Raw genomic sequence first — 23,587 nt, forward strand, 5'->3', positions numbered from 1 at the left:
TATGAGTAGTCTCGGTCAACCGGTGATTCAGGTGATTTATCTAAAGGATGTCCAGTTTGGCTGGCAGCCGGGGACAATGGTTCTGGATATACCGGAGCTGTTGATCAATCAGGGTGAGAAGGTGTTTATCCGGGGGCCTTCAGGGTCGGGTAAAACGACGCTGTTGGGGCTTCTGGGTGGTGTGCTCACACCGGTTGCCGGTTCTGTCGCTGTGCTGAGAAACGACATTGGTCGTTTCTCCCCGGCACGCCGGGATCATTTCCGGGCAAATCATATCGGTTTTATCTTTCAGATGTTTAACCTGATCCCTTACCTTTCTGTAGTTGACAATGTCACACTGCCGCTGGGGTTTGCCAGCAAGCGCCGTGAAAACGTGCAATCCATGGGCGTTGATGCCAGACAGGAAGCGATTCGACTGCTAAACCATCTGGAGCTGAGCGATACGCAGTTGCTGCAAAGGCCAGTGACGGAACTCAGTATTGGCCAGCAGCAGAGAGTGGCGGCAGCCAGAGCGTTGATTGGCCGTCCTGATCTGGTGATCGCAGATGAGCCCACCTCGGCGTTGGACAGCGATACCCGTGAGGCATTTATTCGTCTGCTGTTTGCTGAGTGTGAGGCTGCTGGCAGTACGCTGGTTTTTGTCAGCCATGACTCTGCCCTGGAAGCCTTGTTTGATCGCTCTGTGGCCTTGAATGAAATTAACCGGGCCAGTCAACATCGGCCTTTAGACCCGCCGGAGGTGGTGTAATGTCAATACTTCATCTGGCGGTGAAAAGCCTGAGTAATCGCAAAACCACGGCATTGCTGACCATTTTCTCCATTGCCATCAGCGTGGCTTTGTTGCTGGGTGTGGAAAGAGTGCGGGTTGAGGCCCGGAACAGTTTTACCAGTACCGTGTCCGGTACCGATCTTGTGGTCGGTGCCCGCAGCAGTTCGCTTAATCTGCTGCTCTATTCGGTGTTCCATCTGGGTAATGCAACCAATAACATTACCTGGGAAACCTACCAGGAACTCTCCTCCAATAAGGCCGTCGCCTGGACTATTCCTATTGCCCTGGGGGACTCTCATCAAGGCTATCGTGTGGTGGGTACTGCTCAAACCCTGTTTGAACACTTCCGTTTTGGTGGTGATCAGCCCATCAGTTTCAAAAATGGTAAGCCATTTGATGATCTCTATGATGCGGTGATTGGTTCTGAAGTGGCAGCGGTTCTTGGCTATCAGGTTGACCAGGAAATAGTGCTCAGTCACGGTGTTGAAAGCCGGAGCCTGCAGACGCATCAGGATAAACCCTTCAGGATTTCTGGTGTGTTAAAGCCCACCGGCACCCCTATGGATCGAGTGGTAATGATCTCTCTGGAGGGGATTGAGGCGTTGCACATTGACTGGGTCAATGGGGCGGCACCTAATGCACTGTTCTCGGTTTCTGCCGACAGGGCACGGGCCATGGATTTGCAACCGTCCAGCATTACCGCCTATTTTGTTGGTTTGAAGTCCCGGGTGGCAGCTTTTCGGTATCAGCGGGCAGTGAATGAGTATCGCCAGGAAGCGCTGACGGCTATTTTACCGGGTGTTGCCCTCGGCGAGCTCTGGCAGTTGGTGGGTTCAGCGGAAAAGGCATTGCTGGCGGTTTCCGTGATGGTGGTGATTGCGGGATTGGTTGGCATGCTGACCACCATTCTGACGTCGCTTAATGAGCGGCGCAGAGAGATGGCCATTCTCCGTTCAGTAGGGGCCCGGCCCTGGCATATCTTTACCCTGATGATGACCGAGTCCCTGATCTATGCCATCACTGGTACACTGTTGGGCTTCCTGCTGATGTATGGAATGCTGTTCGCCATTCAACCGGTATTGCAAATGCAGCTGGGTTTGCACATTACCATTGCGTTACCGGGGATGTTTGAGTGGATTCTGGCGGCCGCCATTGTTATCTCGGCGACCATACTGGGTGCAGTGCCTGCCTGGCGGGCCTATAAACATTCATTGGCGGATGGTCTGACGGTCAGGCTGTAGGAGACAAATAATGATAGCTGGAAGACAACACCCTGGCTGGATGGCCGTGGTGCTTATGCTGGCTTTTATGCCGGTGGATTTTGCCATGGCTGCAAGCCCTGAAAAGCCTGCGATCAAAGAGATCAACTGGGATGACCTGATGCCGCCGGTGGATGAGGAAATTGTCCGTAAATATGAGGCGGGTGAAATCAGTCAGGAAGAGGCTATTGAGTATATTGATGAGCTGGGCAAGATTCCGGTAGAAAGCATGAATCAGCAACGGGTTAAAATTCCCGGTTACCTGGTGCCGCTGAATATTGGCAAGGATCAATCAGCCACAGAGCTGTTGCTGGTGCCAACCCTGGGAGCCTGTATTCATGTACCGCCACCGCCACCCAACCAGACCATTTTTGTCCGCTATGACCAGGGCATAAAAGTCACAGAAGCGGGCTACACCCCTTACTGGCTGGAAGGAGTGATCAGGGTTGAAAACAATACCTCCGAGTACACCGACGTTGTCTATGCCATAACGGTGGAGAGTTTGAAGGAGTTTGAATAGAGAGAGAATGCTTTGCCCTGATGCTCCGGGGTAAAGCATGTTTCCCCGACAACAGTGCCGTGTAATGGGGCATTTAATGATAACTTGTGAAGACTTCCCCCAATCGTGTTATAACATCCTATCTCGACTGGCTCCTCTGATAACCGTACTGGCGAGTGACCATGGAACCCACACTGCATTCTGCTACGTCCCCCATTGTCAGTGAAATTGCTGAACTTCTGATGTCCAGGGGCTGGACCCTGTCTACCGCTGAATCGTGTACCGGTGGTGGTATAGGTCATGCCCTGACTGTGTTGCCGGGAAGCTCGGCCTGGTTTGAAGGTGGTGTCATCTGCTATGCCAATGGCGTAAAGGCCAATCTCCTGCATGTGCCGACATTATTGCTGAATAAATACGGTGCGGTCAGTGAGCAGGTGGCTATCGCCATGGCCCGGGGGGTCCGCAAGCTGTTGGCAACGGATATCTCCATAGCCGTGACCGGCGTTGCCGGACCGGGGGGCGCAACACCGGAAAAACCTGTGGGAACCGTCTGGATTGCCTGGAGTACCGGCCAGGAAACCGCTGCAAGGCACTTCCATCTTGAGGGTGATCGTGATCAGATCAGGGCGCAAACGGTTGTTCAGGCGTTGCTGGGTGTTCTGACCCTGTTGACCTGAGGCAAGTTAACCTGAAAAAAGATTCCTTCCTGTCGAAGCGAATAAATATACTGGACAAATACCCAGTATCTGTTTAAATATACAGTATTAATTATTGAGCTGTTCCTGATGAAATCAGAATCGAACTGAGGGCGTGAAAAAATGGATGATAACAGAAAAAAAGCGTTGGCAGCAGCACTTGGCCAGATTGACCGACAGTTTGGTAAAGGTGCCATCATGCGGATGGGGGATCAGAAGCAGGAAGCAATTCCCGCAATTTCTACCGGTTCTCTGCAACTGGACATTGCCCTGGGCATTGGTGGCCTGCCGAAAGGCCGTGTTATTGAAATTTTCGGTCCTGAATCTTCCGGTAAAACCACGCTGACCCTGAGCGTTATTGCCCAGGCCCAGAAGCACGGTGCCACCTGTGCCTTTGTTGATGCAGAACATGCCCTGGACCCACAGTACGCCGGCAAGCTGGGTGTAAATGTGGATGACCTGTACGTCTCCCAGCCGGATACCGGTGAGCAGGCGCTGGAAATCACCGATATGCTGGTCCGTTCCGGTGCTGTCGATGTCATCGTTGTTGACTCCGTCGCTGCCCTGGTACCCAAGGCTGAAATTGAAGGTGATATGGGGGACTCCCATGTTGGTCTGCAGGCCCGTCTGATGTCCCAGGCACTGCGTAAGCTGACCGGTTCCATCAAACAGACCAACTGCATGGTCATCTTCATTAACCAGATTCGTATGAAGATCGGTGTTATGTTCGGCAACCCGGAAACCACTACCGGCGGTAACGCACTGAAATTCTACTCTTCTGTACGTCTTGATATTCGTCGTACCGGTTCGGTGAAGCAGGGCGACGAGGTGATCGGTAACGAAACTCGCGTTAAAGTGGTGAAGAACAAGGTATCGCCACCATTCCGTCAGGCTGAATTCCAGATTCTCTATGGCCAGGGCATCTACCATATGGGCGAAGTGATTGATCTGGGTGTCAAGCTGAAACTGGTGGACAAATCCGGTGCCTGGTATGCCTATAAGGGAACCAAGATTGGTCAGGGTAAAGCCAATGCTGCCCAGTATCTTTCTGATAACCCCGAAGTGGCGGCTGAAATCGAATCCCAGATCCGTGCTGAGTTAATGAGCACCCCGGAGAAGGACGCTGCAAAAAAAGCCGAAGCTGACGCCGGAAAAGGTGCTGACAAAAAAGGTGCTGACAAAAAAGGCGACGACGATGCAGCGGCAAGTGTACAGCAGGACGAGCTGCTGGCTGAGTAATTGAATGTCTGCTGATGTCATTCAATCGGTAAACGATGTCCGCCGGGCTGCCATGGATCTACTGGCCCGGCGGGAACATGGTTTTACCGAACTGGCCCGAAAACTCTCGGGCCGTTTTCCCCGGGAACTGGTATTTGATGCGCTTACCCGCTTGCGGGAAGAACGGTTGCAAAGTGATGACCGCTTTGTTGAAAGTTTTGTCTACAGTCGTCAACAGCGGGGCTACGGTCCGGTTCGTATTAAATCGGAACTGTTTCAGAAAGGGGTTGATAGCGAGTTGATCGGTCAATACCTGCTGGAGCAGGACGATCACTGGGATGAACTGGCAAAAACGGTAAAAGAGCGAAAGTTTGGTGCCTCTGCACCCCGGGACCATAAAGAAAAAGCCCGGCAGACCCGATTTCTGGCCCAGCGTGGCTTTTCCATGAGCCAGATATACTCCGCTTTCTCTTCTTCATAACCACCAATCTCACAAATGCCCATGGCGCGTGAAAATATTTTGCGCCACCCCCAGGAATGAAAATGGTTACGCAAAATATTTTTCACGGCAAAGAAGGTGTCTTAACCTAATGCCTGCTGCGAAGGGTGATTGTCATCAGTGCCGTTTGCCGGAGTATGCCTGTATCTGCCAGTTAATCCCAAAGGCTGAGTCTGCTGCCTGCTTCTGGCTGATTACCCACGATAAAGAGTTTGATAAGCCAACCAATACGGGCAAATTGATTCAGGCGGCGATACCCGGAACCCGCATATTTAACTGGAGCCGGACCTCCCCGGATAAGGTGTTGTTGGAACTGCTGGACGATCCGGACTGGTTGCCAGTGCTGTTGTTTCCGAAGGAATATGCAGCCCAGAGTAATACAAGGCAATGGCATGATAATTCCGGGGGTGAACGTAAGGTTGCCTTCATTATAATTGATGCAACCTGGCAACAGGCCAGGAAAATGTATCGTCAAAGCCCCTGGCTGCATGGTTTGAATTTGCTGAGCTTGCAGCCTGAAGAACCATCCATCTACCGTCTCCGACGCAATCGTCAGGAGCAGCACTTGTGTACCGCTGAAGTGGCAGCAAGAGCGCTTGGCGAGCTGGGCGAAAACACCAATCGCCAGCTGATGGAAGCCCTGGTTCAAGTCTATTGCGACCGCTATCTATGGGCACGCAAAGGCCAGCGAAGGGATGAGGATTCGCGCTCTCTGCGCATACTTGAACAGTACCGCTCTGGCGCTCAATAGACCGTCAGTGAAAAAAGCCCGGTAAAAAGCCTGTTAATGATGGGGCGAGGTGATCATTTTTTCCCGCCATTCCTATATAATCCCCGGTTTGCGTAAATTTACTATGAAAAGGCTGCTCATTGTGATTGTGCTGCCATTTTTGTGTTTGGGAGTGAGCGGCTTTTCCGCTCATGGCTGTCAAGAGATAACTCCCCCGGTGGGAACTGTATATGAAGACTAACGAAATACGTTCTGCTTTTCTGGAATACTTCAGGGAAAACGGCCATGAAGTGGTTGCCAGTAGCTCTCTGGTACCCCATGACGACCCAACCCTGCTGTTTACCAATGCCGGGATGAACCAGTTCAAAGACACTTTTCTGGGTCGTGAGCCGCGTGACTACAACCGTGCCGCCACTTCCCAGAAGTGTGTGCGTGCCGGGGGCAAGCACAATGACCTGGATAACGTCGGTTATACCGCCCGTCACCACACCTTCTTTGAAATGCTGGGTAATTTCAGCTTTGGCGATTACTTCAAGAAAGAAGCGATCCACTTTGCCTGGAACTTTCTGACCGGCACGCTGAAACTGCCTAAAGAGCGTCTTTGCGTCACCATCTATGCCTCTGACGATGAAGCCTGCAATATCTGGTTAAACGACATTGGTATCGCCGCTGAGGATATTATCCGTATTGGTGATAACAAGGGAGCGCCTTACGCTTCCGATAACTTCTGGCAGATGGGCGATACGGGCCCCTGTGGTCCCTGCACCGAAATTTTCTATGATCACGGTGACCATATCTGGGGTGGCCGTCCGGGTACGCCAGAAGAAGACGGTGATCGCTTTATTGAAATCTGGAATATCGTATTTATGCAGTACAACCGTCAGGCCGACGGTGACATGCAACCACTGCCCAGGCCATCGGTTGATACCGGCATGGGCCTGGAGCGTATTGCCGCAGTGATGCAGCATGTCAACAGCAACTACGAGATTGATCTGTTCCAGTCTCTGCTGAACGATGCTTCCGGGATTATCGGTGGCGTTGCCACCACGGAAGCGTCCCTGCGGGTTATTGCTGACCATATCCGCTCCTGCAGTTTCCTGATCAGTGATGGCGTTATGCCCTCCAATGAAGGTCGGGGCTACACGCTGCGCCGGATTATCCGTCGTGCCTGCCGTCATGGCCACAAGCTGGGGGCCAAAGAATCCTTCTTTTATAAGCTGGTGGCTTCACTGGTGCAGTTGATGGGTGGCGCTTATCCGGATCTGGCGAAGAACCAGGCGCACATCGAGCGGGTTCTGCTGCAGGAAGAGGAACAGTTTACCCGTACCCTGGATAAAGGGATGAAACTGCTGGAAGAGAGCATTGCTGCTCTGAAGGCCAGTGGGCAGGGAGATGTGATCTCCGGTGAAACACTGTTCACCTTGTATGATACCTACGGTTTCCCGGTGGATCTGACGGAAGACATTGCCCGTGAGCGTGAGCTGAAAGTGGATATTGAGGGTTTTGAACAAGCACTGGAGGCTCAGCGTGAACGTGCCCGTGCATCCAGCAAGTTTGGTGTTGATTACAACGACCAGCTGGTGATCGAAGGCTCAACCACTTTTACCGGCTACGAGAACACGGCGGGTCAGGCTCGGGTTCACTCCCTGTTTGTTGGTGGTGAGCAGGTAGAGCAGATTGCTGAAGGCCTGCAGGCAACGGTTATTCTCGAACAGACGCCATTCTATGCAGAGTCTGGCGGCCAGGTGGGTGATACCGGCCTGCTGAATTTTGCCACCGGCTCTGTCCGTGTAGTGGATACCCGGAAGCAGGGTGATCACCACCTCCATATTGTCGAAGTGGTATCTGGTGAACTTAAGCCTGGCGATGAAGTATCCGCCGATGTTGATGCAGACAAGCGCCATGCTACCTCACTGAATCACTCGGCAACGCACCTGCTGCACGCGGCCCTGAGACAGGTGCTGGGTGATCATGTAACCCAGAAAGGTTCTCTGGTTGATCCGGAGCGTCTGCGCTTTGACTTCTCTCACCTTGAAGCGGTGAAGCCGGAAGAGTTAAAAACCATTGAAACGCTGGTGAATGAACAGATCCGTGCCAACACTCCGGTACAGACTGAACTGATGGATATGGACGCAGCCAGGGCAAAGGGAGCCATGGCATTGTTTGGTGAAAAGTACGCTGACGAAGTGCGAGTACTGACCATGGGCACCGACAACTTCTCCATCGAACTGTGTGGCGGCATTCACGCCAGTCGCACCGGTGATATTGGTGCGTTCCGAATTGTTGCGGAAAGTGGTATTGCCGCCGGTGTGCGTCGTATCGAGGCGGTGACCGGTGCGGGTGCTGAAGCTTTTGTGCAGACGCGCTTTGCCGAGCTGAACAACGCTTGTCGTGTGATGAAAGCCAAACCGGAAAGTCTCGACGCCAAATTGCAGGCGCTGGTTACCCAGAGCAAGAATCTGGAAAAAGAGCTGCAGCAGCTGAAGCAGAAGCTGGCCAGCGCTGGCAGTTCTGACCTGGTTTCTCAGGCGGTTGAGGTAAATGGCGTTAAGCTGCTGGCGACGGAGCTTGAGGGTGTTGACCCCAAATCATTGCGCGACATGGTTGACCAGCTGAAGAACAAACTGGGCTCAGGTATCGTTTTCCTGGCCACCAAAGCGGATGGCAAGGTGCCTCTGGCTGCCGGTGTGACCAAAGATCTGACCGGACGTGTCAAGGCGGGTGATCTGCTGAAGATGGTGGCTGAGCAGCTGGGTGGCAAAGGCGGTGGTCGTCCTGATTTTGCCCAGGGTGGCGGTTCTCAGCCTGAGAATCTTGAAAAAGCGCTGTCGTCTATTAAAGGGTGGCTGGAAGCGCAGTGGTAAGCGGTGTTGTCAGGATGGTTAGCTATTCTGACAAGTCAGTGTAAAAACGGGCTGTTCCCTGTGGGGCAGCCCGCTTTTTATTACTTTGAGGCATACACCCGGGAGGTGATTCATGGTACATTCTGCCATCCACTGAATGATAGAGATGGCAGCTTTTGCTGTCCGGCTTCTGAATGTCTGTATTCTGTAAATTGTGTTGGGCCGTTGCAGCAGGAAGCTGGTACAGGGAAGCTTGATCATCAGGAGGCTGCCCGGGAATAGTGTTCGCAGTAAAATCTCTATTCCCGGTCAGCCTCCGGGTCATGGCTGATTGAAGTAGAACGAATAAAATGGCGCTAATAGTACAGAAATTTGGCGGCACCTCAGTAGGCACCACTGAACGCATTCAGGGTGTTGCTGATAAGGTCAAAGGGTTCCGCGAACAGGGGCACGACGTGGTCGTTGTGGTTTCCGCCATGAGTGGTGAAACCAACCGACTGGTGGAGCTTGCCCGATCCATGCAGTCACAGCCGACGCCACGGGAGATGGATGTTATCCTCTCGACGGGCGAGCAAGTGACCATCGGTCTTTTGAGTATGGCCCTCAATGAGCGGGGCTGTCCTGCAACGTCCTATACCGGTAGTCAGGTAGCTATTGTGACTGACAGTGCCCATACCAAGGCCCGCATCCAGCGCATTGATACCGAGCGTATCGTCAGGGACCTGGAGTTGGGGCGTGTGGTTGTGGTGGCCGGTTTCCAGGGGCGTGACGAAGAAAATAATATCACCACCCTGGGGCGGGGAGGTTCGGATACCACGGCAGTAGCGCTGGCGGCGGCCCTGAAGGCTGATGAATGCCAGATATACACGGATGTCGATGGTGTTTACACCACTGACCCGCGAGTGGTTGAGGGAGCCCGTCGTCTGGACAAGATCACCTTTGAAGAAATGCTGGAAATGGCCAGTCTGGGCTCCAAGGTCCTGCAGATCAGGGCCGTCGAGTTTGCTGGCAAATACAATGTTAACCTGAGAGTTCTGCATACCTTCCAGGATGGCCCTGGAACACTGATTACACTGGATGAGGGTATCGCCATGGAGTCACCGGTAGTTTCCGGCATCGCATTCAACCGAGATGAAGCCAAGCTGACGATTAAGGGCGTACCCGATATTCCCGGTGTGGCATCCCGGATACTGGGCCCGGTCAGCCGGGCCAATATTGAAGTGGATATGATTGTCCAGAATACGGCTGAGGACAAAACCACCGATTTCACCTTTACCGTTCATCGTAATGATTATGAGCGGGCAAAAGTGGTGGTTGAGCAGATTGTTAAAGAGCTGGAAGCCCGTGAATACCACGGTGATATGAAAATCGCCAAGGTTTCCATCGTTGGCGTTGGCATGCGCTCCCATGCGGGGGTAGCCACCAAGATGTTTGAAGCGCTGGCGGCTGAAGGGATTAATATTCAGATCATCTCAACGTCCGAAATCAAGGTTTCCGTTATCATTGCAGAGAAATATCTGGAGCTCGCTGTTCGGGCGCTCCACTCGGCTTTTCAGCTGGACAGGGAACCAATGGAAGATAATGGAGTCTAAACCATCAGTATATTAAAAACCGTGAGCCTCGTAAGGGGGCTCTTCTGCTCCAAACCCACCTGAAATAGCAAGGGTGGAAAGAGCAACAAGTATTTAAAAACAGTCAAAAGTAAAGAGCGTAGAGTGATCAAGCCCACAAATCATTTCCGGCAGGTAGAAATACGAATGGAAATCTTGAACTTGGTGACTAGACTGGTTTTGCTGAATAATTCTTAAGCATGAACGGTTGAGCTGGCATATACTTCATTACTTTGAACTGAGTACTAAAGCAGTTTAAAGGTCAGGCAATTTTAAGGTGAAATAATGTCTGTACTGGGGTTGGTGTCGTGTAATCTCACGCGATCATTTTGGGTGATTTCATCAGCTTCTAACCAATGCACCAGCGTGCTCAGAATTGACGGTTGTTGACTTAACAGAGATGTAAATAAGGAGATTGAAATGCTGATTCTGACTCGCCGCGTAGGAGAGACACTGATGGTAGGGGACGAGGTCACTGTCACTGTTCTGGGTGTTAAAGGTAACCAGGTTCGTATCGGTGTTAACGCACCAAAAGAGGTTGCAGTTCACCGGGAAGAAATTTATCAGAGAATTCAAAAAGAAAAAGAGCACAAGAAAGGCGGAACTGGTCGCTCTTATGAAGAAGATGAAGGTTATGAGACCGGATACGAGTCTGAATCTTACGAGTCTTACTGATAATTATTAAACTGTCGTTTATATCTCTGATTTGATTAAGGGTTTCCCTTTAATCCCCGCAGACAGTTTCAAAAAGCCTGACAGTTTGTCAGGCTTTTTTGTATCTGTATTTGTCCAAATGGTATCGACTGATTGTTCGCACCGCCATGTCTTAAGGAGCTATTCTGCTCAATCAAGGGGGCTAGACAGCATGATTATGACCCTGAACTAAAAAATCTCTTAAGGCAGGAACTTTTGTCAAATGCGCTGATCTACAGTTCAGAAGCTGAATGGTCAGACAGTCAATAAAGGGTGTTTCTGACTCATTGCATCTTTGATTAATCCCCTTTTTGTCAATATGACCGGAGTTATTTATCATGCAACCAACAGCAGCAAGCAATGCTCCTGCGGGCAGATTAGAAGACAGTGGGCAGCAGGTACTTGAGGGGCTGAAAAATCTGCATGGAGCAGCGGCGGCCTTTAACAAACTCATCGCGCAAGCCCCTAAATCGTATCAGGAGACATCGCTGAAACGGTTGACACAAGATCTACCACCTGGACTCATCATAACTACTATCAGTGAACGCAAGATTGGCGGGCTGCATATTTCCATGAGGCAGCGATCATCAGAAGATGGTTTGTCCGGTGCAATGCAACAGCATCAACAGTTACAGGATGTTGCGGTCAATAACAGGCAGCCGGACACAATTGACCCAATGGTGGAAGATATCTTCCACTGCCAGACAGATTATCTGCGATTAAAAGCTAAGTTCGGCTTTAGTTACGGTGTTTTTGATGCCAGTTTCAGCCCGGCGAGTGAGTCCCTGGTTATCCATTGCTGCTCCAGGGATGATTATCGCCTTGGTATCTGGCGACCGGGAACGGATGGCAAATGGCTGGATGAACACAATTGGAAGTCCCTGGCTCCTGATGCTGTCATGCGTTACCAGCTCAACAAGCCGGGACTCACAATCCTGAGTGACAACCACGATGGCAGTGTCCTGGTGAGAAAGAGTAAAGATATTGATCCTGGTCAGGAGGAGGTGGCGCTTGAGCACACCCCCGGAAATGAAGAAAGCCCTAAAGAGATGGCAGGCTTCCGCCCCTTGCAGGACAAGATCATAACCAGGGATGTTCAAACCGGTAAAATCAGTGTATGGGGGGAGGATATCAATGGCCGTTGGACCCCTCTGACCCAGAATAAAGAGATCCGTCACTGGCCGATGAAGGATTCTGTTCAAATGTGCTTCGGGGCCAGGAGCAACTGTTTACTGACTTGCGAGGGCAGAACAGCGACCTTTTGGAGCTGTAATGATGAGAACAAGTGTCTGGAGGAAATAAAGACCATTGAGTGCAACAGCAAGATTTCAAGCGTCCAGTTCAGTGATGATGAGCGGCATGCCCTGATCTTGACCGAGTGTAACGAGGTAGTCTTTGTGGGATGCGATGCTGATGGCAATTGGTTGCAGATTGGGGAAATCAGTCATCCTGAAGGTAGGTTAAATCACCTCAACGAACATGAGGGAAGCGTAGTTTATGCGTCCATTAATGCCACCGGCCAACACACGCTGACTCTTGATAAAGATCGTAAAGCCTTGATTTCTGGCTACGATGATGACGGTGCCTGGGTAGTAAAAACTGAATTGCAGGATTGTGCCTATGCACGATTCAGTCCCTCCGGGCGTAAGTTACGGGCAAGTCTTTATAAACCAGAGGGCAGCAACAGCGAAACCATCTATAGTCCGACCAATGTCAACTATAAAGTCTTCGACTGCAGCAGGCTGAAAGCTCAAACCCTTGAGCACGCAGGCAGTAGCGATATCAGCTTCAGCCCCTCAGAGAACCTGCTTTTGAGCTATGGCTTTAGTTCGAATTATGCCTGCATTTGGGGTGATGATGGGGCAGGTAATCTTGTTGAGAAAGCAAGGGCAGGTAATTATCAGACGGGGATTTCCCGTGCTGCCTTCAACGCTCAGGAGGACAGTGTACTGACCCTTGATTTTGGCAAGAACGTCAAAATTCAGGGCCTTGACAGTCAGGGAAAACTGCAGGAACAACTGCTGGTGGTTCAACATTCAGATTATATTTTTGATGCCCAGTTTTCCCACTCAGGGAGCCTTGCCTATAGCATTAGTTTGGGCACCGCCTGTATTCTGGGGCGTGAAATGAATGGTGAATGGATCAAGCTGGCGCAGACGAACTCGACCCCTGGTGTTTACTGCATCGAAGGAGCCCATTTTAATGGTCCGGAAAACCATTTTCTGACCTATGGCAACAAACTAGACAGGGAGGACCAGCACCAGCCAGGCCTTGTGCAACTTTGGGGTATCGATGATGACGGCAATTGGGTAGAAAAAGACAAGGTAATACTGGATCATAACGTTGGAATGGTCAAGTTTAGCCCCGACGGTGATCATTTATTTATCTACTGCTTCAATGAGCAAAGGGATCCTGCCGATGATTCAAATTTCAGTACTGTTTTAGTCTGGAAGATTCCTGCAACTTCGGGTCAGGAAACAGCACATACCTGAGGCTTTGGAAGATGGTTAGAAAATTTTCCCTGGTTAAAAAAAGACTTGCTTTTCAAAGTGCTCAGGGTAACATAGCCATCGTTCCCGGTGAGGTGGCCGAGCGGCTGAAGGCGCTCCCCTGCTAAGGGAGTATACGGTTTGTAGCCGTATCGAGGGTTCGAATCCCTCCCTCACCGCCATATCTCCTTTGTTTTTTCTAAAAATTTTTCTATTGCTTCTTTGTTGTCATGGATATCTCCATATTGATTTATGGATTTACTCTAACTGTGACGTTTAAATGTTTCCTGTTGAATATAACATCTGGCATTGTCATCTTAATGTCGGAGTGGCTGAGTTCTTTCCTTTCTCATGAAGACGTAGCTCGGCATTTGAGTGCTTGCAGGTTCAAGATATGCCCAGGTATTTCAACCCGGGAAGGTGCTGATCAATTGGGCAATAGCTTTTTGGCAGTTCAGTTACTTTTCTCTTGACTCGTTACTTGCAGTTCTGCTTCCTTCTAAGTCACCTTGAATGTATTTCAAGGCAGTTTGGATGTATTCAGGCAGGAAGGCTCTGTCACGCTTTGGTGGTAAACAATCTCTACCCATTGCGTTTCTTTCAGACTGTAATATTTCATTAGCTATTTCAAGAACGCTGCTATAAGAAGTGCTTTTCTGCAATGTTGGTTCACCTTTCGTTCGTCTATATCTATTAATGGAATTCAGCAATTCAAAGTATTCAGATTCTATTTTGTCTTCTTCGCTTTGCTCATACCAGTCGTTGACTAGCCTGGCCATCTCCGGGTTGACATCCTCAAGTGGATTGTCTGGCTCATTTGGCTGGTCCATTAAAAGGCCTAATCGCAATATATGCATCGTGGCTTCGGTTATGTTGCCGTCAATGGCATCTGCGGCAATAATCAATGCTTGTGCGGTGGTAATCCAGGGCAAATCCAGTTTTTGTATACCCAATAGGTTTTCGGTCCCGTGGATTAATGACACAATTTCGTCAGACTCCCTGTCAAACTCAGGAGCTTTGCAATTAAAATCAACCTCATTGTCACTGTCATCAGATGCTTTACTTTCCGGTGACGGGGTGTGTGTTTCTTTACTGGTATTTTTGGTCTGGGTATCAGCGTAATCCGTGCTTTGTAGCAAAGTATTGGAATCTTGTGTTGCTGATTTGTTCGCGGGAGCATTCAGGGATGATGAGCCTGGTTGATCAGCGGAATGTGACGAAACCGGAACAGGATAACTGTTTGCCGAGTGCTCAGGCCTTGTTGACTGTCCGGGAGGTAAAGGTCTGGCGGCACGATTTTGTACATGTGGTGTTGGGAGGTTTTGCGTCATATAGCTTTTCCAGGCTGTGGTCTGAGCCATTTGCTGCTGGAAATAATCACTACTGGCCGCTGAGTAAGCAAGCTGGGTATTCGGAAAACGTTGCAGTTCGTTTGAGTACATCCAATGGTTCATTTGGTTCGCAGTAAATGAGTTTTGGTAATTGGCACCATTTGAGTTTGTGGATGAATTGCTGTTGTCAGCCATGGTGTTGAGATAAGGTTTTGTGGGAGTAAACGCACCAAATTTTGCCTGATGACTCAAGTCCTGATTTAGCAGACGCTTTCTTGAGGGTGAAAGGAGAGGGTTTGGTATAAAGTTTTTTGATTGTGTGATTGTTGGTGTGAGGGGCTGCTGTCCGTAGCCCATGATACTGGCATTTGCGCCTGCTCCGAATCCAGGGTACGAAGTATGAAAGGCTTGATTGCCCTGCGAAAAGTGCCAGAAGGCTGGCTCTTTCGTGTCTGAAAACCACGTGCCCGGATAAATAGAATGACTGGCATAAATGTTCGCAGGCTGGTAAGTCGTAAAGGATGAGCCGGTCTTGCCCATTTGATTTTGTGGTGGAACGGATGGTTTGTCACAAATCTCACTCAGGAGGTCAGTAATTTCGTTTTGTGTTTGTAGATCTGTTGTGGGTTTTGCCGACACCTGGTTACATAGTGCCCTGTCCAGATGGCTGTCAGAGCGAGTAATCTGATGGGCTGCTATGGGCTGGTAGGACTGGCTGGGTGAGGTCAGGGAGGTGTTACTGTATCGGTTGGTTGCCGGGTAGTTCAGGGGCTGCTGATTAAAATATGGCTGGTGTGCATAGTCAGCTTTAACTCTACCGGGCTGTAACGGGTTGCTTGAAGGTTGTTCTGAATGACAGCAATGCAGATCGGGCTTCAGGCCTTCTGTTCGAATGGTTCTGGTGATTTTAATCCGTTCATGTTGAACGGCTCCGTTTGGATCTGTGCCATTGGTAGCAGATTGACCATAAGCTGTTTGCTTTGGCGCGGAGCTTGTCGGGTAATAAATACTGCTTGTCTGGTGAGGGAAACCTGGATTCATAAAGTCAACCAACTTTTTAATTTAATTTAAATGGTCATAAAGAGACCCATTCATGACTCATAAGTTCAAAATGATAATCTCCCGGCGTTGGAAATAGGAAAGCCCGGTGCCGTACAACTACTGATCCATAACAAGATGAGCAGGGATGACCTCCTGTTTCGGTGGTCACGAAAGTGAGTATCCAAGACAGAAAAGTCTCGTCAGCTTCCCAATAAAGGTGGTGAGTAATCAGGCCATTTACGCAGAATTATTCCAAAGATATTCCTGGTGCCCGTCGTTATCGAGTGGATGATCCTTGACTATATCGCTTTTATCTTTTCCATTTTCATACTCAATTCTGTAGGCTGTATGTCTCTTATAAAAACGACAAAGTACAGAGATCTCCTGAGTTTATGAATAATCAATTTGATGTGATTGTATTCGGAGCGACCAGCTTCGTTGGACAACTACTTTGCCAGTACCTGGTTGACAGGTTTAACGACAATGACCAGGAGCGCCTTAATTGGGCGATAGCAGGGCGCTCTCAAGCCAAACTGGCTCAGTTAAAGCAGAAATTACAACAGCCTGAGCTACCTGTGCTGCTGGCTGACGCTGCTGATGAGACTGCATTGAAAGCATTGTGCCAGCAAACCCGGGTCATTGTTTCGACAGTGGGACCTTACGCACTTTACGGCGAATCACTGGTCAAGACTTGTGCAGAAAGTGGTACTGATTATTGCGACCTGACCGGAGAGGTGCAATGGATCCGACAGATGTTGGACCGGTATGAGGAAACGGCACGAAACAGTGGTGCACGCATTGTCCATTGCAGTGGTTTTGACTCAATACCTTCTGATATGGGCGTGTACTTTACCCAGAAAAAAGCCAGGGAAGTGTTGGGTTCATTCTGTTCAGATATCAGCATGCGGGTGAAAGCCGCCAGGGGTGGTATATCCGGTGGCACGCTGGCCAGTATGACTAACCTCACCCGTGAGGCGGCAAACAACCCGGCATTACGCCGACAGTTGGCCAACCCTTACCTGCTCTGCCCAGAAAATGAAGGCTTGAAGGCCAGGCAGGAAGTTGTCAAAACACCGACGTATGATTCCGGCTTTGGGGCCTGGTTGGCACCTTTCATTATGGCTGGCATTAATTCCCGGGTGGTCCTTCGTTCCAATGCATTGGCAGAATACCCTTATGGCAGGGATTTCAGGTACAGCGAAGCCATGCTTATGGGGGCTGGTTTCAAGGGTCGTCTGCGGTCCAATGTTGTGGTCGCCGGGCTGGGGCTGTTTATGCTTGCCATGATGATTAAGCCAACCCGCTGGTTTATGGAGCGATTTGTCTTGCCAAAACCGGGTGAGGGCCCTTCTCCCAAAGTCCAGAAAACCGGGTTTTATGATATTCGCTTTCTGGGCAAAACGGCAGATGGCCAGGAGATTCGCACCCGTGTTGTCGGCCAGGGCGATCCGGGCTATGGCTCTACCGCCAGAATGCTGGGACAGGTGGCAGCAGGATTGGCCCTGGACTTTCACGATAACCGGCAGAAAAGCGGTAAGGCGGGTGGTTTCTGGACAACGTCCACCCTGTTTGGTGACCGGCTTATTGAGCGGCTGGAAAAAGATGCTGAGGTCAAGTTTGAAGTTGTTGATTAGAATCAGGAGGCTTTTAGCAACGTTGGTGTGATGCCTGTCCATCGGATGAAGGCCCTGCGAAAGTTACTCGTGTCACTGAAATTTAACCATTCAGCTACCTGCTCATTGCTGTAGCCCCGGTAGTTGAACAGATAGACAGCCACCTGTTTGCGCACAATATCCTGTAATGCCTGGAAATGGGTGCGGTGTTTCTTCAGTTTCCTTTTCAACGTGGCCGGACTCATACAGAAGGCTGATGCTGTTTGCTCAAGTGAGGGAGAGTGTCTGACTTCCCGGTACAGGAAATCAACGACGGCAGCAATGAACAGGCTGCCATTTTGTTCAGATCCAGCCTCACATCGCTGTTTTGCCACTTCATAAGCGGTTGCCTTGCCATTGGGCCAGGCCTGAAAAAGGCAGTCTTTTGGGATGACGATCGAATCTGCCTGGGCATTAAAGGTTATGTTTTCGCCAAGATGAACATGGAACTGCTCGATATATTCAGGCGGTGATTGGCTGATGTTGTATTTCCAGACCGGTTTATTACCTGACAGCCAGCGGCTTAGCTGGCTGATGGCTGCCATCATGGTTTCCAGTACAAACCGGTCGTTCTCCTGCAGACCACAGGTGTCAAAGAAACGGATGTGGCAAAACTGGTCATCCATTTGCATATGCATGGCCAGTAACGGAGAGGAGGTCAGGGAATCGCAACAGAGCATTTTCAGCGCTTGATAGAGATTGCCTGAGCAGAGCAGGGCTTCGGTCAAGTTGCCGTAGTTTCCGGGAAACAGCCGGTGGCCAAATAGAAAACTGATATCATCACTTTTGAGCAGCTTTCTGGTATTGCTGATAAGCTGAAGAAACTGCTCAGGACTGATTATCTCATTGCCGGTAATAATATCCTCGTAAAATAGCCCGGTATGCCGCAGTAACCGATGCTTTTCGACACCCCGACTGCTTGCCAGATCAATCAATACCGCCGGTTGCTGGTGCGCTTTTATAAATCGACTGTCGTTTTCCAGCCACTGCTTTTGTCGTTGTATCTCCATATTACTGTTGGCTACATCCATTTTTTACCCGGTCAGGAAAACTGATTGATCTGGGCTGCGCCCGGCTCGCAGGTCAGTCCGGTTAAGAGGAGTGATACCTGGTTTTCTGTCCACGGGTTTTTATTGTTATTAAAAGCTGATGACAGCAATTACACAGGGCAATTATTAATAATTTGTTACAGATTGATGAAGGTTTGATTGCTCAGGCTTGATATGGATTGCCAGTCAAATCAGCTCAGTAAGATAAAGCGAAATAGTGAGAAAAATATTGCAAGAGGATGATGGAATCATTCATCGACCTGTCAGAGCTTAATAAAACTGTCATGGCTCTCTATATTGCCAGTAGGGTGTGCCAGTCATATCGGCCCAAAAATGGCATTGAACCGTTATCGGAATAGCCTTTATCAAGGGTGTGAAAAACCTCTGTAATAAAACTGTCAATTGATCGTCCTAGGGTAAGCCTCCATAAGACTTACAAAAAAACAAATGGAATTTACCGGGGCGATTCATGAAATCATGTTCAATGAATAACAACCTGTTCAGGCCTGCTGTGCTGGCTCTGGCGATCAGCTCGTCAATATACCCAATGGTTGCTGAAGCGGCTGGCAAGGTTGCAGGGCGGTTAATGACTGAAGGGCGTCAGGTGGCATTGCAGGGAGCTTCAGTCCGTCTGGAAGAATTAAACCTGGAGACATCAACCAATCGTGAAGGAACGTTTACGTTCCCTGTTGTTAAAGCGGGTAAGTACACCTTAACGGTTCAATACCTGGGAGCAGAAACCCTGGCCAGGACAGTGACGGTGAAAGATGATCAGACATCAAGCGAGATATTTGAGCTGGCCATGGCCGGTGCAACCGAGGAAGTGCTGGTTGTAGGTCATGCCGCTAACCTGAACCGGGCCCTGAACCAGCAGAGAGTTGCCGATGGGATTATCAGTGCCGTTAATGCCGATGCTATCGGACAGCTTCCCGATGCCAACGTGGCAGAAGCCTTGCGTCGGGTGTCCGGTGTCTCGGTTGAAATGGATCAGGGTGAAGGACGTAAGGTCAGTATTCGAGGATTGTCACCTGACCTTAACTCGGTTTCTATCAATGGGGTGATGGTGCCCTCACCAGACAGCGGTGACCGTGCCGTTAATCTCGATGTTGTGTCGTCGGAGTTGCTGGAGTCTCTTCAGGTCATCAAAACCCTGACTCCGGATATGGACGCTGACGCCATTGGTGGCACTGTGAATATCAAAAGCCTGTCTGCTTTTGACCGGGATGGCTTTTTTTACAAAGTCAGTGGTGATGGATCCCACCATGGGGACACCGGGCAGAATAGCCCGGGGCTGGCGGCCACTGTCAGTGATATTTTCAGTGTGGGAGAGGGTCAGGATAATTTTGGCGTGGCAGGAGCCTTCAGCTGGAATAAGCGTCAATTCGGTTCTGAAAATATAGAGACCGGTGGGGCATGGAATTTTGATAACACGCCGCCGTTACTCGATGAAGTTGAGCTGAGGAACTACGACATTGAACGTGAACGGCTGGGAGCCACGCTGAATGTTGATTACCGGCCGGATAACGATAATGACCTCTACCTGAGAACCCTGTACAGCGAGTTTAAAGACACTGAACTGAGGGATCGGGTGACAATGGCGTTTGCTGGCGGTCTGGCAGAAGGGGTTACAGGCGCTCTTGATGGTGGTGAAGCGCAACGGGAGCTGAAAGATCGGGAAGAGATCCAGCAGATTGTCTCTGCTGTGGTTGGGGGCAGCTCCCGTCACCGGGAGTGGACCATGGAATACAGTGCCAGCTTCAGCCATGCCGAAGAGAAAAAGCCAGACAGTGTCGAGTCTGTTTTTGAAGCAACAGGCATTACCGGCAACTTCAGCTATACCGATGGAAGCCAACCGGTTGTCGTCGGGCCCGATGACTTTTACCGGGCATCCGGTTACACATTTACGGAAGCTGAAAAATCCACCGCCGAGACCGATGACCAGATTGTCAGTGTGAAGCTGGATCTTTCCAAAGACTTCCACTGGCAGAATCATCCGGCCATGGTGAAGTTTGGTGGCAAGGTCAGTCGTCGTGACAAAAAAGCTTCGGAAGATGTCTGGCTGGTGGAAAATATTAATCAGCCGATGACCGGTTTCGTCAATGGTGGTGTGGATTATTCATTGAGTAACTTTGGTCCGTCGGTTAATCCCGATGCCGTAAGGGATGTCATCAGTGGTCTTCCTGCAGTGCTGGATGAGGAAAAATCCGCCATCGGAGACTACCAGATTACGGAAGACATTGATGCAGCGTATGTCATGGGGAAAGTGGATATTGACCGGTGGCGTTTCCTGACCGGCATTCGCTATGAAGGAACAGAGTTTACCTCCCGTGGTTTTGGCTATGACAAAGACAACAGTGTGGCCATAGCCAAAACCAGCGATAAAAGCTATCGACATTGGCTGCCTGCCTTCCACGCCCGTTATCGTATAAACGACCATCAGCTGATAAGAGCAGCCTGGACCAACTCGGTAGTCCGGCCAACCTTTGAACAGGCCAGGCCAGGGTATGTGGTGGAGCTGGGAGATAAGGCAGAGTTTGGTAACCCGGCGCTCAATCCCACGGAGTCCAGTAACCTGGATCTCGGCATAGAGACTTACCTGGGACGGGCCGGAGTATTTTCAGCGTTTGTGTTCTATAAGGATCTCAGGAATTTCATCTATACCACGGATCTGGGCGGGACGGGCGAATACGCGGCCTATTCCGAGGCCAGGGTCGCGGTCAACGGTGATTCGGGTAAGGTGTATGGACTTGAGCTGGCTTACTCTAAACAGTTTTCCGAGCTGCCTTCGCCCTGGAATGGATTGCTGCTGAATACCAACGCCACGTTTACTGATTCCAGTGCTGATGTCGCAGGCGTCGATGGTGGCAACCTGGTTACCCGCAATGTGAAATTACCCGGTCAGTCAGATATTACGGCCAATGTGGAGCTGGGTTATGACATGGACCGCTTCAGTTTGCGTCTGGCAGCCAATTACAAGTCCCACTACCTGGATGAAATAACCCGGGTATCTGATTCACGCTATGACCTTTATGTGGATGACCATACGCAGATTGATTTAACCAGCCGTTACCAGGTAGACGATCAGGTACAGGTTTTCTTCCAGGTGACTAACCTGAATGACGCCGCCTTTTATAAATACACCGGCAGCTCTGCCTATAACGCCCAGTATGAAGCGTATGGTCGCACCTACAAACTGGGTCTGACCCTGAGCAATTTTTGATAGGTGGAATAACAATGGAAAACTGTATTGCTATCAACGGTGTTATCAGAGCTGTTGGTGGGGCTGTCATGATCAGCCTGCTTGCTGGTTGTGCGGCTTTGACCGGGTCGGATGATGTCATTCTTGCCAGAGCCATGAGTAATACGTCAAACCTGTCGGGGGAAACCATTATCCCCTTAAAGGTTGGTGATCAGGGGCCCGAAATGTGGCTGGCGACCAGTGAACAACAGGGAACGCTGCTGCTGGACCGTCAGGGCGTCCATCTGGATGACCTCCCGGGTGAGACGGAGCATCTTGATGTCCGGCACGGCGTGAAACTGGCAGGAGCCTCTGTATCCCTTGCCGCCACGGTGGACACGGCGGCTAATCGACCAATGATAGTGTCGGTGAATGGCCAGCAGGCCCGACTGAAAAGGGAAGCGTTACTGCCCGCTCCAGACTTTGAAATAGAAGATATCTGTCTGTTTCGGGATCGACAGCAATTAATCCATCTGTTTCTGGTGGATGGCGCGGGGCGTGGCCAGCAGTGGCTGGTGCTGGATAGTGCCAGCCAGACAGTTGTGCCGCGAAAAATCAGGGAGTTCAGTCTGCCACCTGGCAGCTCATCCTGCACGGTGGATGATGCCAATTCCCGATTGTTTGTGCTGGAAGAAGAGCGCGGCATATGGATTTATCCAGCGGATCCGGAGTCCGGGGCAACCAGGAAGCCGCTATCACTGTCTCATACTATGGTCACGGGGCTTGCTGCCATCCCGAATGGATTGCTGGCCATAGATCCGGAACAAAAAACAGTTTACCGCTTTCTGTTGGATGCTGATGCCAATGTGGTGGAAAGCTCCCGCCGCTCACTGTCTGGTATTGCCACCCCGGAGCAGCTGTCGGTTTATCAACCTGCAAGCGATCAACAAACTGAGTCGGTTTTTTATCTTGGTTTATACGACGATGAAACGGATCAGTACTTTCACGCTTCCCTGACCTGGCCTGAGGCCATTTTTAAGAAAACCCCTGAAGCCGCACCTGTCATGGCCACTATTGAACCTGTCGTTCAGACCAGGCCCGTCGGGGTGCATGGTGACGTTGCGGATGATCCTGCGATCTGGGTAAACCGGGCAGACCCGGCAAACAGCCGTGTCATTGGCACCAATAAGAAACAGGGGCTGCATATCTATGACCTGAGCGGCAATGAGTTGCAGTTCTTTGCCAGTGGCCGGTTGAACAATGTCGATGTTCGATACGGTTTCTCCACTGCTGTTGGGCTGATTGATCTTGCCGCAGCCAGTAACCGTTCCAGTAACAGCATTGCGCTATTCAGTATTCACCCGGACAGTGGCGAAGTGTCCGAGGCCGGTCTTGTACCAACTGACTTGTCTGAAATCTATGGACTTTGCATGTATCAGCCAGAGCCCGGTGCGATGCATGTTTTTGTCAATGATAAGGACGGTCGTTATCAGCAATACGAACTCTATCTGCAGGGACAGAAAATTAACGGACGGAAGGTTCGCAGCTTCCGCGTCGCCTCTCAACCGGAAGGCTGTGTGGCGTTTGACCGACAGAGGGTGTTGTTTGTTGGTGAGGAGAGTGAGGGGGTCTGGACTATCGGGGCCGATGCCTCGGCAGGAACGGTTCTCTCTCCGGTGGTTAAGACAGGAAGTCTGCTGCAAGACGACGTGGAGGGCATTGCCGTCTATGAGCAACCGGGCAACGCCTATCTGATTGTCTCCAGTCAGGGAAACGACAGTTATCTGGTCCTCGATGCCAACGCACCCTATCAGGTCAGGGGATCATTCCGCGTTGGGATTAACGCCCGGGCAGGCATTGATGGTGCTTCAGAGACCGATGGACTGGACGTCACCAGTGCCGGGCTGGGTATGCATTTTTCCCGGGGAATGCTGGTGGTTCAGGATGGCCGTAACCGAATGCCGGAGGCGACACAGAACTTCAAATATATCCCGTGGCAGTCCATTCAAACCGTATTAAACCTGGAGTAAGC

General features: G+C 50.6%; 17 protein-coding genes and 1 tRNA gene. 15 read left to right on the forward strand and 3 right to left on the reverse strand.

Annotated elements, in window-relative coordinates:
* The first annotated feature begins 1 nt into the window (after position 1).
* The 7 genes from J7438_RS05370 (at position 2) to J7438_RS05400 (ending at position 5,690) form a co-directional block, all read left to right on the forward strand.
* Entirely contained in the window at positions 2 to 748 is a 747-nt protein-coding gene (locus J7438_RS05370) for an ATP-binding cassette domain-containing protein (RefSeq protein WP_286196420.1), read from the forward strand.
* Entirely contained in the window at positions 748 to 2,010 is a 1,263-nt protein-coding gene (locus J7438_RS05375; RefSeq protein ID WP_209275726.1) for an ABC transporter permease, read from the forward strand. Before J7438_RS05370 ends, J7438_RS05375 begins: the two co-directional genes overlap by 1 nt.
* Positions 2,011 to 2,020: 10 nt before the next feature.
* Complete coding sequence (locus J7438_RS05380) at positions 2,021 to 2,548, forward strand: DUF3299 domain-containing protein (protein WP_209200097.1); 528 nt, start codon at positions 2,021 to 2,023, stop codon at positions 2,546 to 2,548.
* A 161-nt stretch (positions 2,549 to 2,709) separates the two neighbouring features.
* Positions 2,710 to 3,204: a CinA family protein gene (locus tag J7438_RS05385; RefSeq protein ID WP_209200098.1), complete on the forward strand. Its 495-nt coding sequence runs from the start codon at positions 2,710 to 2,712 to the stop codon at positions 3,202 to 3,204.
* 141 nt (positions 3,205 to 3,345) lie between these two features.
* Positions 3,346 to 4,461, forward strand: a complete 1,116-nt coding sequence (gene recA, locus J7438_RS05390; protein WP_209200099.1) for a recombinase RecA — start codon at positions 3,346 to 3,348, stop codon at positions 4,459 to 4,461.
* A gap of 4 nt (positions 4,462 to 4,465) precedes the next feature.
* A complete protein-coding gene (locus J7438_RS05395) occupies positions 4,466 to 4,921 on the forward strand; it encodes a regulatory protein RecX (protein WP_209200100.1) in 456 nt (151 codons plus the stop codon).
* Between the two features lie 109 nt (positions 4,922 to 5,030).
* Positions 5,031 to 5,690, forward strand: coding sequence for a tRNA-uridine aminocarboxypropyltransferase (locus tag J7438_RS05400; RefSeq protein WP_209275727.1), 660 nt, complete (start codon positions 5,031 to 5,033; stop codon positions 5,688 to 5,690).
* Between the two features lie 4 nt (positions 5,691 to 5,694).
* Here J7438_RS05400 and J7438_RS05405 read toward each other — a convergent pair whose 3' ends face one another.
* Positions 5,695 to 5,871, reverse strand: coding sequence for a hypothetical protein (locus J7438_RS05405; protein WP_209275728.1), 177 nt, complete (start codon positions 5,869 to 5,871; stop codon positions 5,695 to 5,697).
* Positions 5,872 to 5,893: 22 nt separating this feature from the next.
* Here J7438_RS05405 and alaS point away from each other — a divergent pair, with 22 nt between their 5' ends.
* The 5 genes from alaS to J7438_RS05430 all read left to right on the forward strand — a co-directional run bounded on the left by alaS (position 5,894) and on the right by J7438_RS05430 (position 13,486).
* On the forward strand, positions 5,894 to 8,533 hold the full coding sequence (alaS, locus tag J7438_RS05410) for an alanine--tRNA ligase (RefSeq protein WP_503003888.1): 2,640 nt from the start codon (positions 5,894 to 5,896) through the stop codon (positions 8,531 to 8,533).
* A gap of 329 nt (positions 8,534 to 8,862) precedes the next feature.
* Positions 8,863 to 10,104 carry an aspartate kinase gene (locus J7438_RS05415; RefSeq protein ID WP_209275730.1) on the forward strand — a complete coding sequence of 414 codons (1,242 nt, stop codon included), beginning with the start codon at positions 8,863 to 8,865 and terminating at the stop codon, positions 10,102 to 10,104.
* 438 nt (positions 10,105 to 10,542) lie between these two features.
* Positions 10,543 to 10,797 (forward strand): carbon storage regulator CsrA, encoded by a 255-nt coding sequence (gene csrA, locus J7438_RS05420; protein WP_286196421.1) that lies wholly within the window; start codon positions 10,543 to 10,545, stop codon positions 10,795 to 10,797.
* Positions 10,798 to 11,153: 356 nt separating this feature from the next.
* Positions 11,154 to 13,307 (forward strand): WD40 repeat domain-containing protein, encoded by a 2,154-nt coding sequence (locus tag J7438_RS05425; RefSeq protein WP_209275731.1) that lies wholly within the window; start codon positions 11,154 to 11,156, stop codon positions 13,305 to 13,307.
* Positions 13,308 to 13,393: 86 nt separating this feature from the next.
* Positions 13,394 to 13,486: transfer RNA gene (locus tag J7438_RS05430), tRNA-Ser, on the forward strand.
* A gap of 276 nt (positions 13,487 to 13,762) precedes the next feature.
* Here the strand turns inward: J7438_RS05430 and J7438_RS05435 are convergent.
* The gene (locus J7438_RS05435; protein ID WP_209275732.1) at positions 13,763 to 15,676 is read right to left on the reverse strand and encodes a hypothetical protein; all 1,914 of its coding nucleotides are present in this window, start codon (positions 15,674 to 15,676) and stop codon (positions 13,763 to 13,765) included.
* 392 nt (positions 15,677 to 16,068) lie between these two features.
* Here J7438_RS05435 and J7438_RS05440 point away from each other — a divergent pair, with 392 nt between their 5' ends.
* Positions 16,069 to 17,310, forward strand: coding sequence for a saccharopine dehydrogenase family protein (locus tag J7438_RS05440; RefSeq protein WP_209275733.1), 1,242 nt, complete (start codon positions 16,069 to 16,071; stop codon positions 17,308 to 17,310).
* Between the two features lie 2 nt (positions 17,311 to 17,312).
* Here the strand turns inward: J7438_RS05440 and J7438_RS05445 are convergent, their stop codons facing one another.
* Positions 17,313 to 18,359: an AraC family transcriptional regulator gene (locus tag J7438_RS05445; protein ID WP_209275734.1), complete on the reverse strand. Its 1,047-nt coding sequence runs from the start codon at positions 18,357 to 18,359 to the stop codon at positions 17,313 to 17,315.
* A 502-nt stretch (positions 18,360 to 18,861) separates the two neighbouring features.
* On the opposite strand from J7438_RS05445, the gene J7438_RS05450 reads away from it, so the two are divergent.
* Positions 18,862 to 21,597, forward strand: coding sequence for a TonB-dependent receptor (locus J7438_RS05450; protein ID WP_209275735.1), 2,736 nt, complete (start codon positions 18,862 to 18,864; stop codon positions 21,595 to 21,597).
* Between the two features lie 14 nt (positions 21,598 to 21,611).
* Positions 21,612 to 23,585: a phytase gene (locus J7438_RS05455; protein WP_209275736.1), complete on the forward strand. Its 1,974-nt coding sequence runs from the start codon at positions 21,612 to 21,614 to the stop codon at positions 23,583 to 23,585.
* Positions 23,586 to 23,587 lie beyond the last annotated feature (2 nt).

The organism is Thalassotalea sp. G20_0 (assembly GCF_017744175.1).
Taxonomy (GTDB): domain Bacteria; phylum Pseudomonadota; class Gammaproteobacteria; order Pseudomonadales; family Endozoicomonadaceae; genus Endozoicomonas.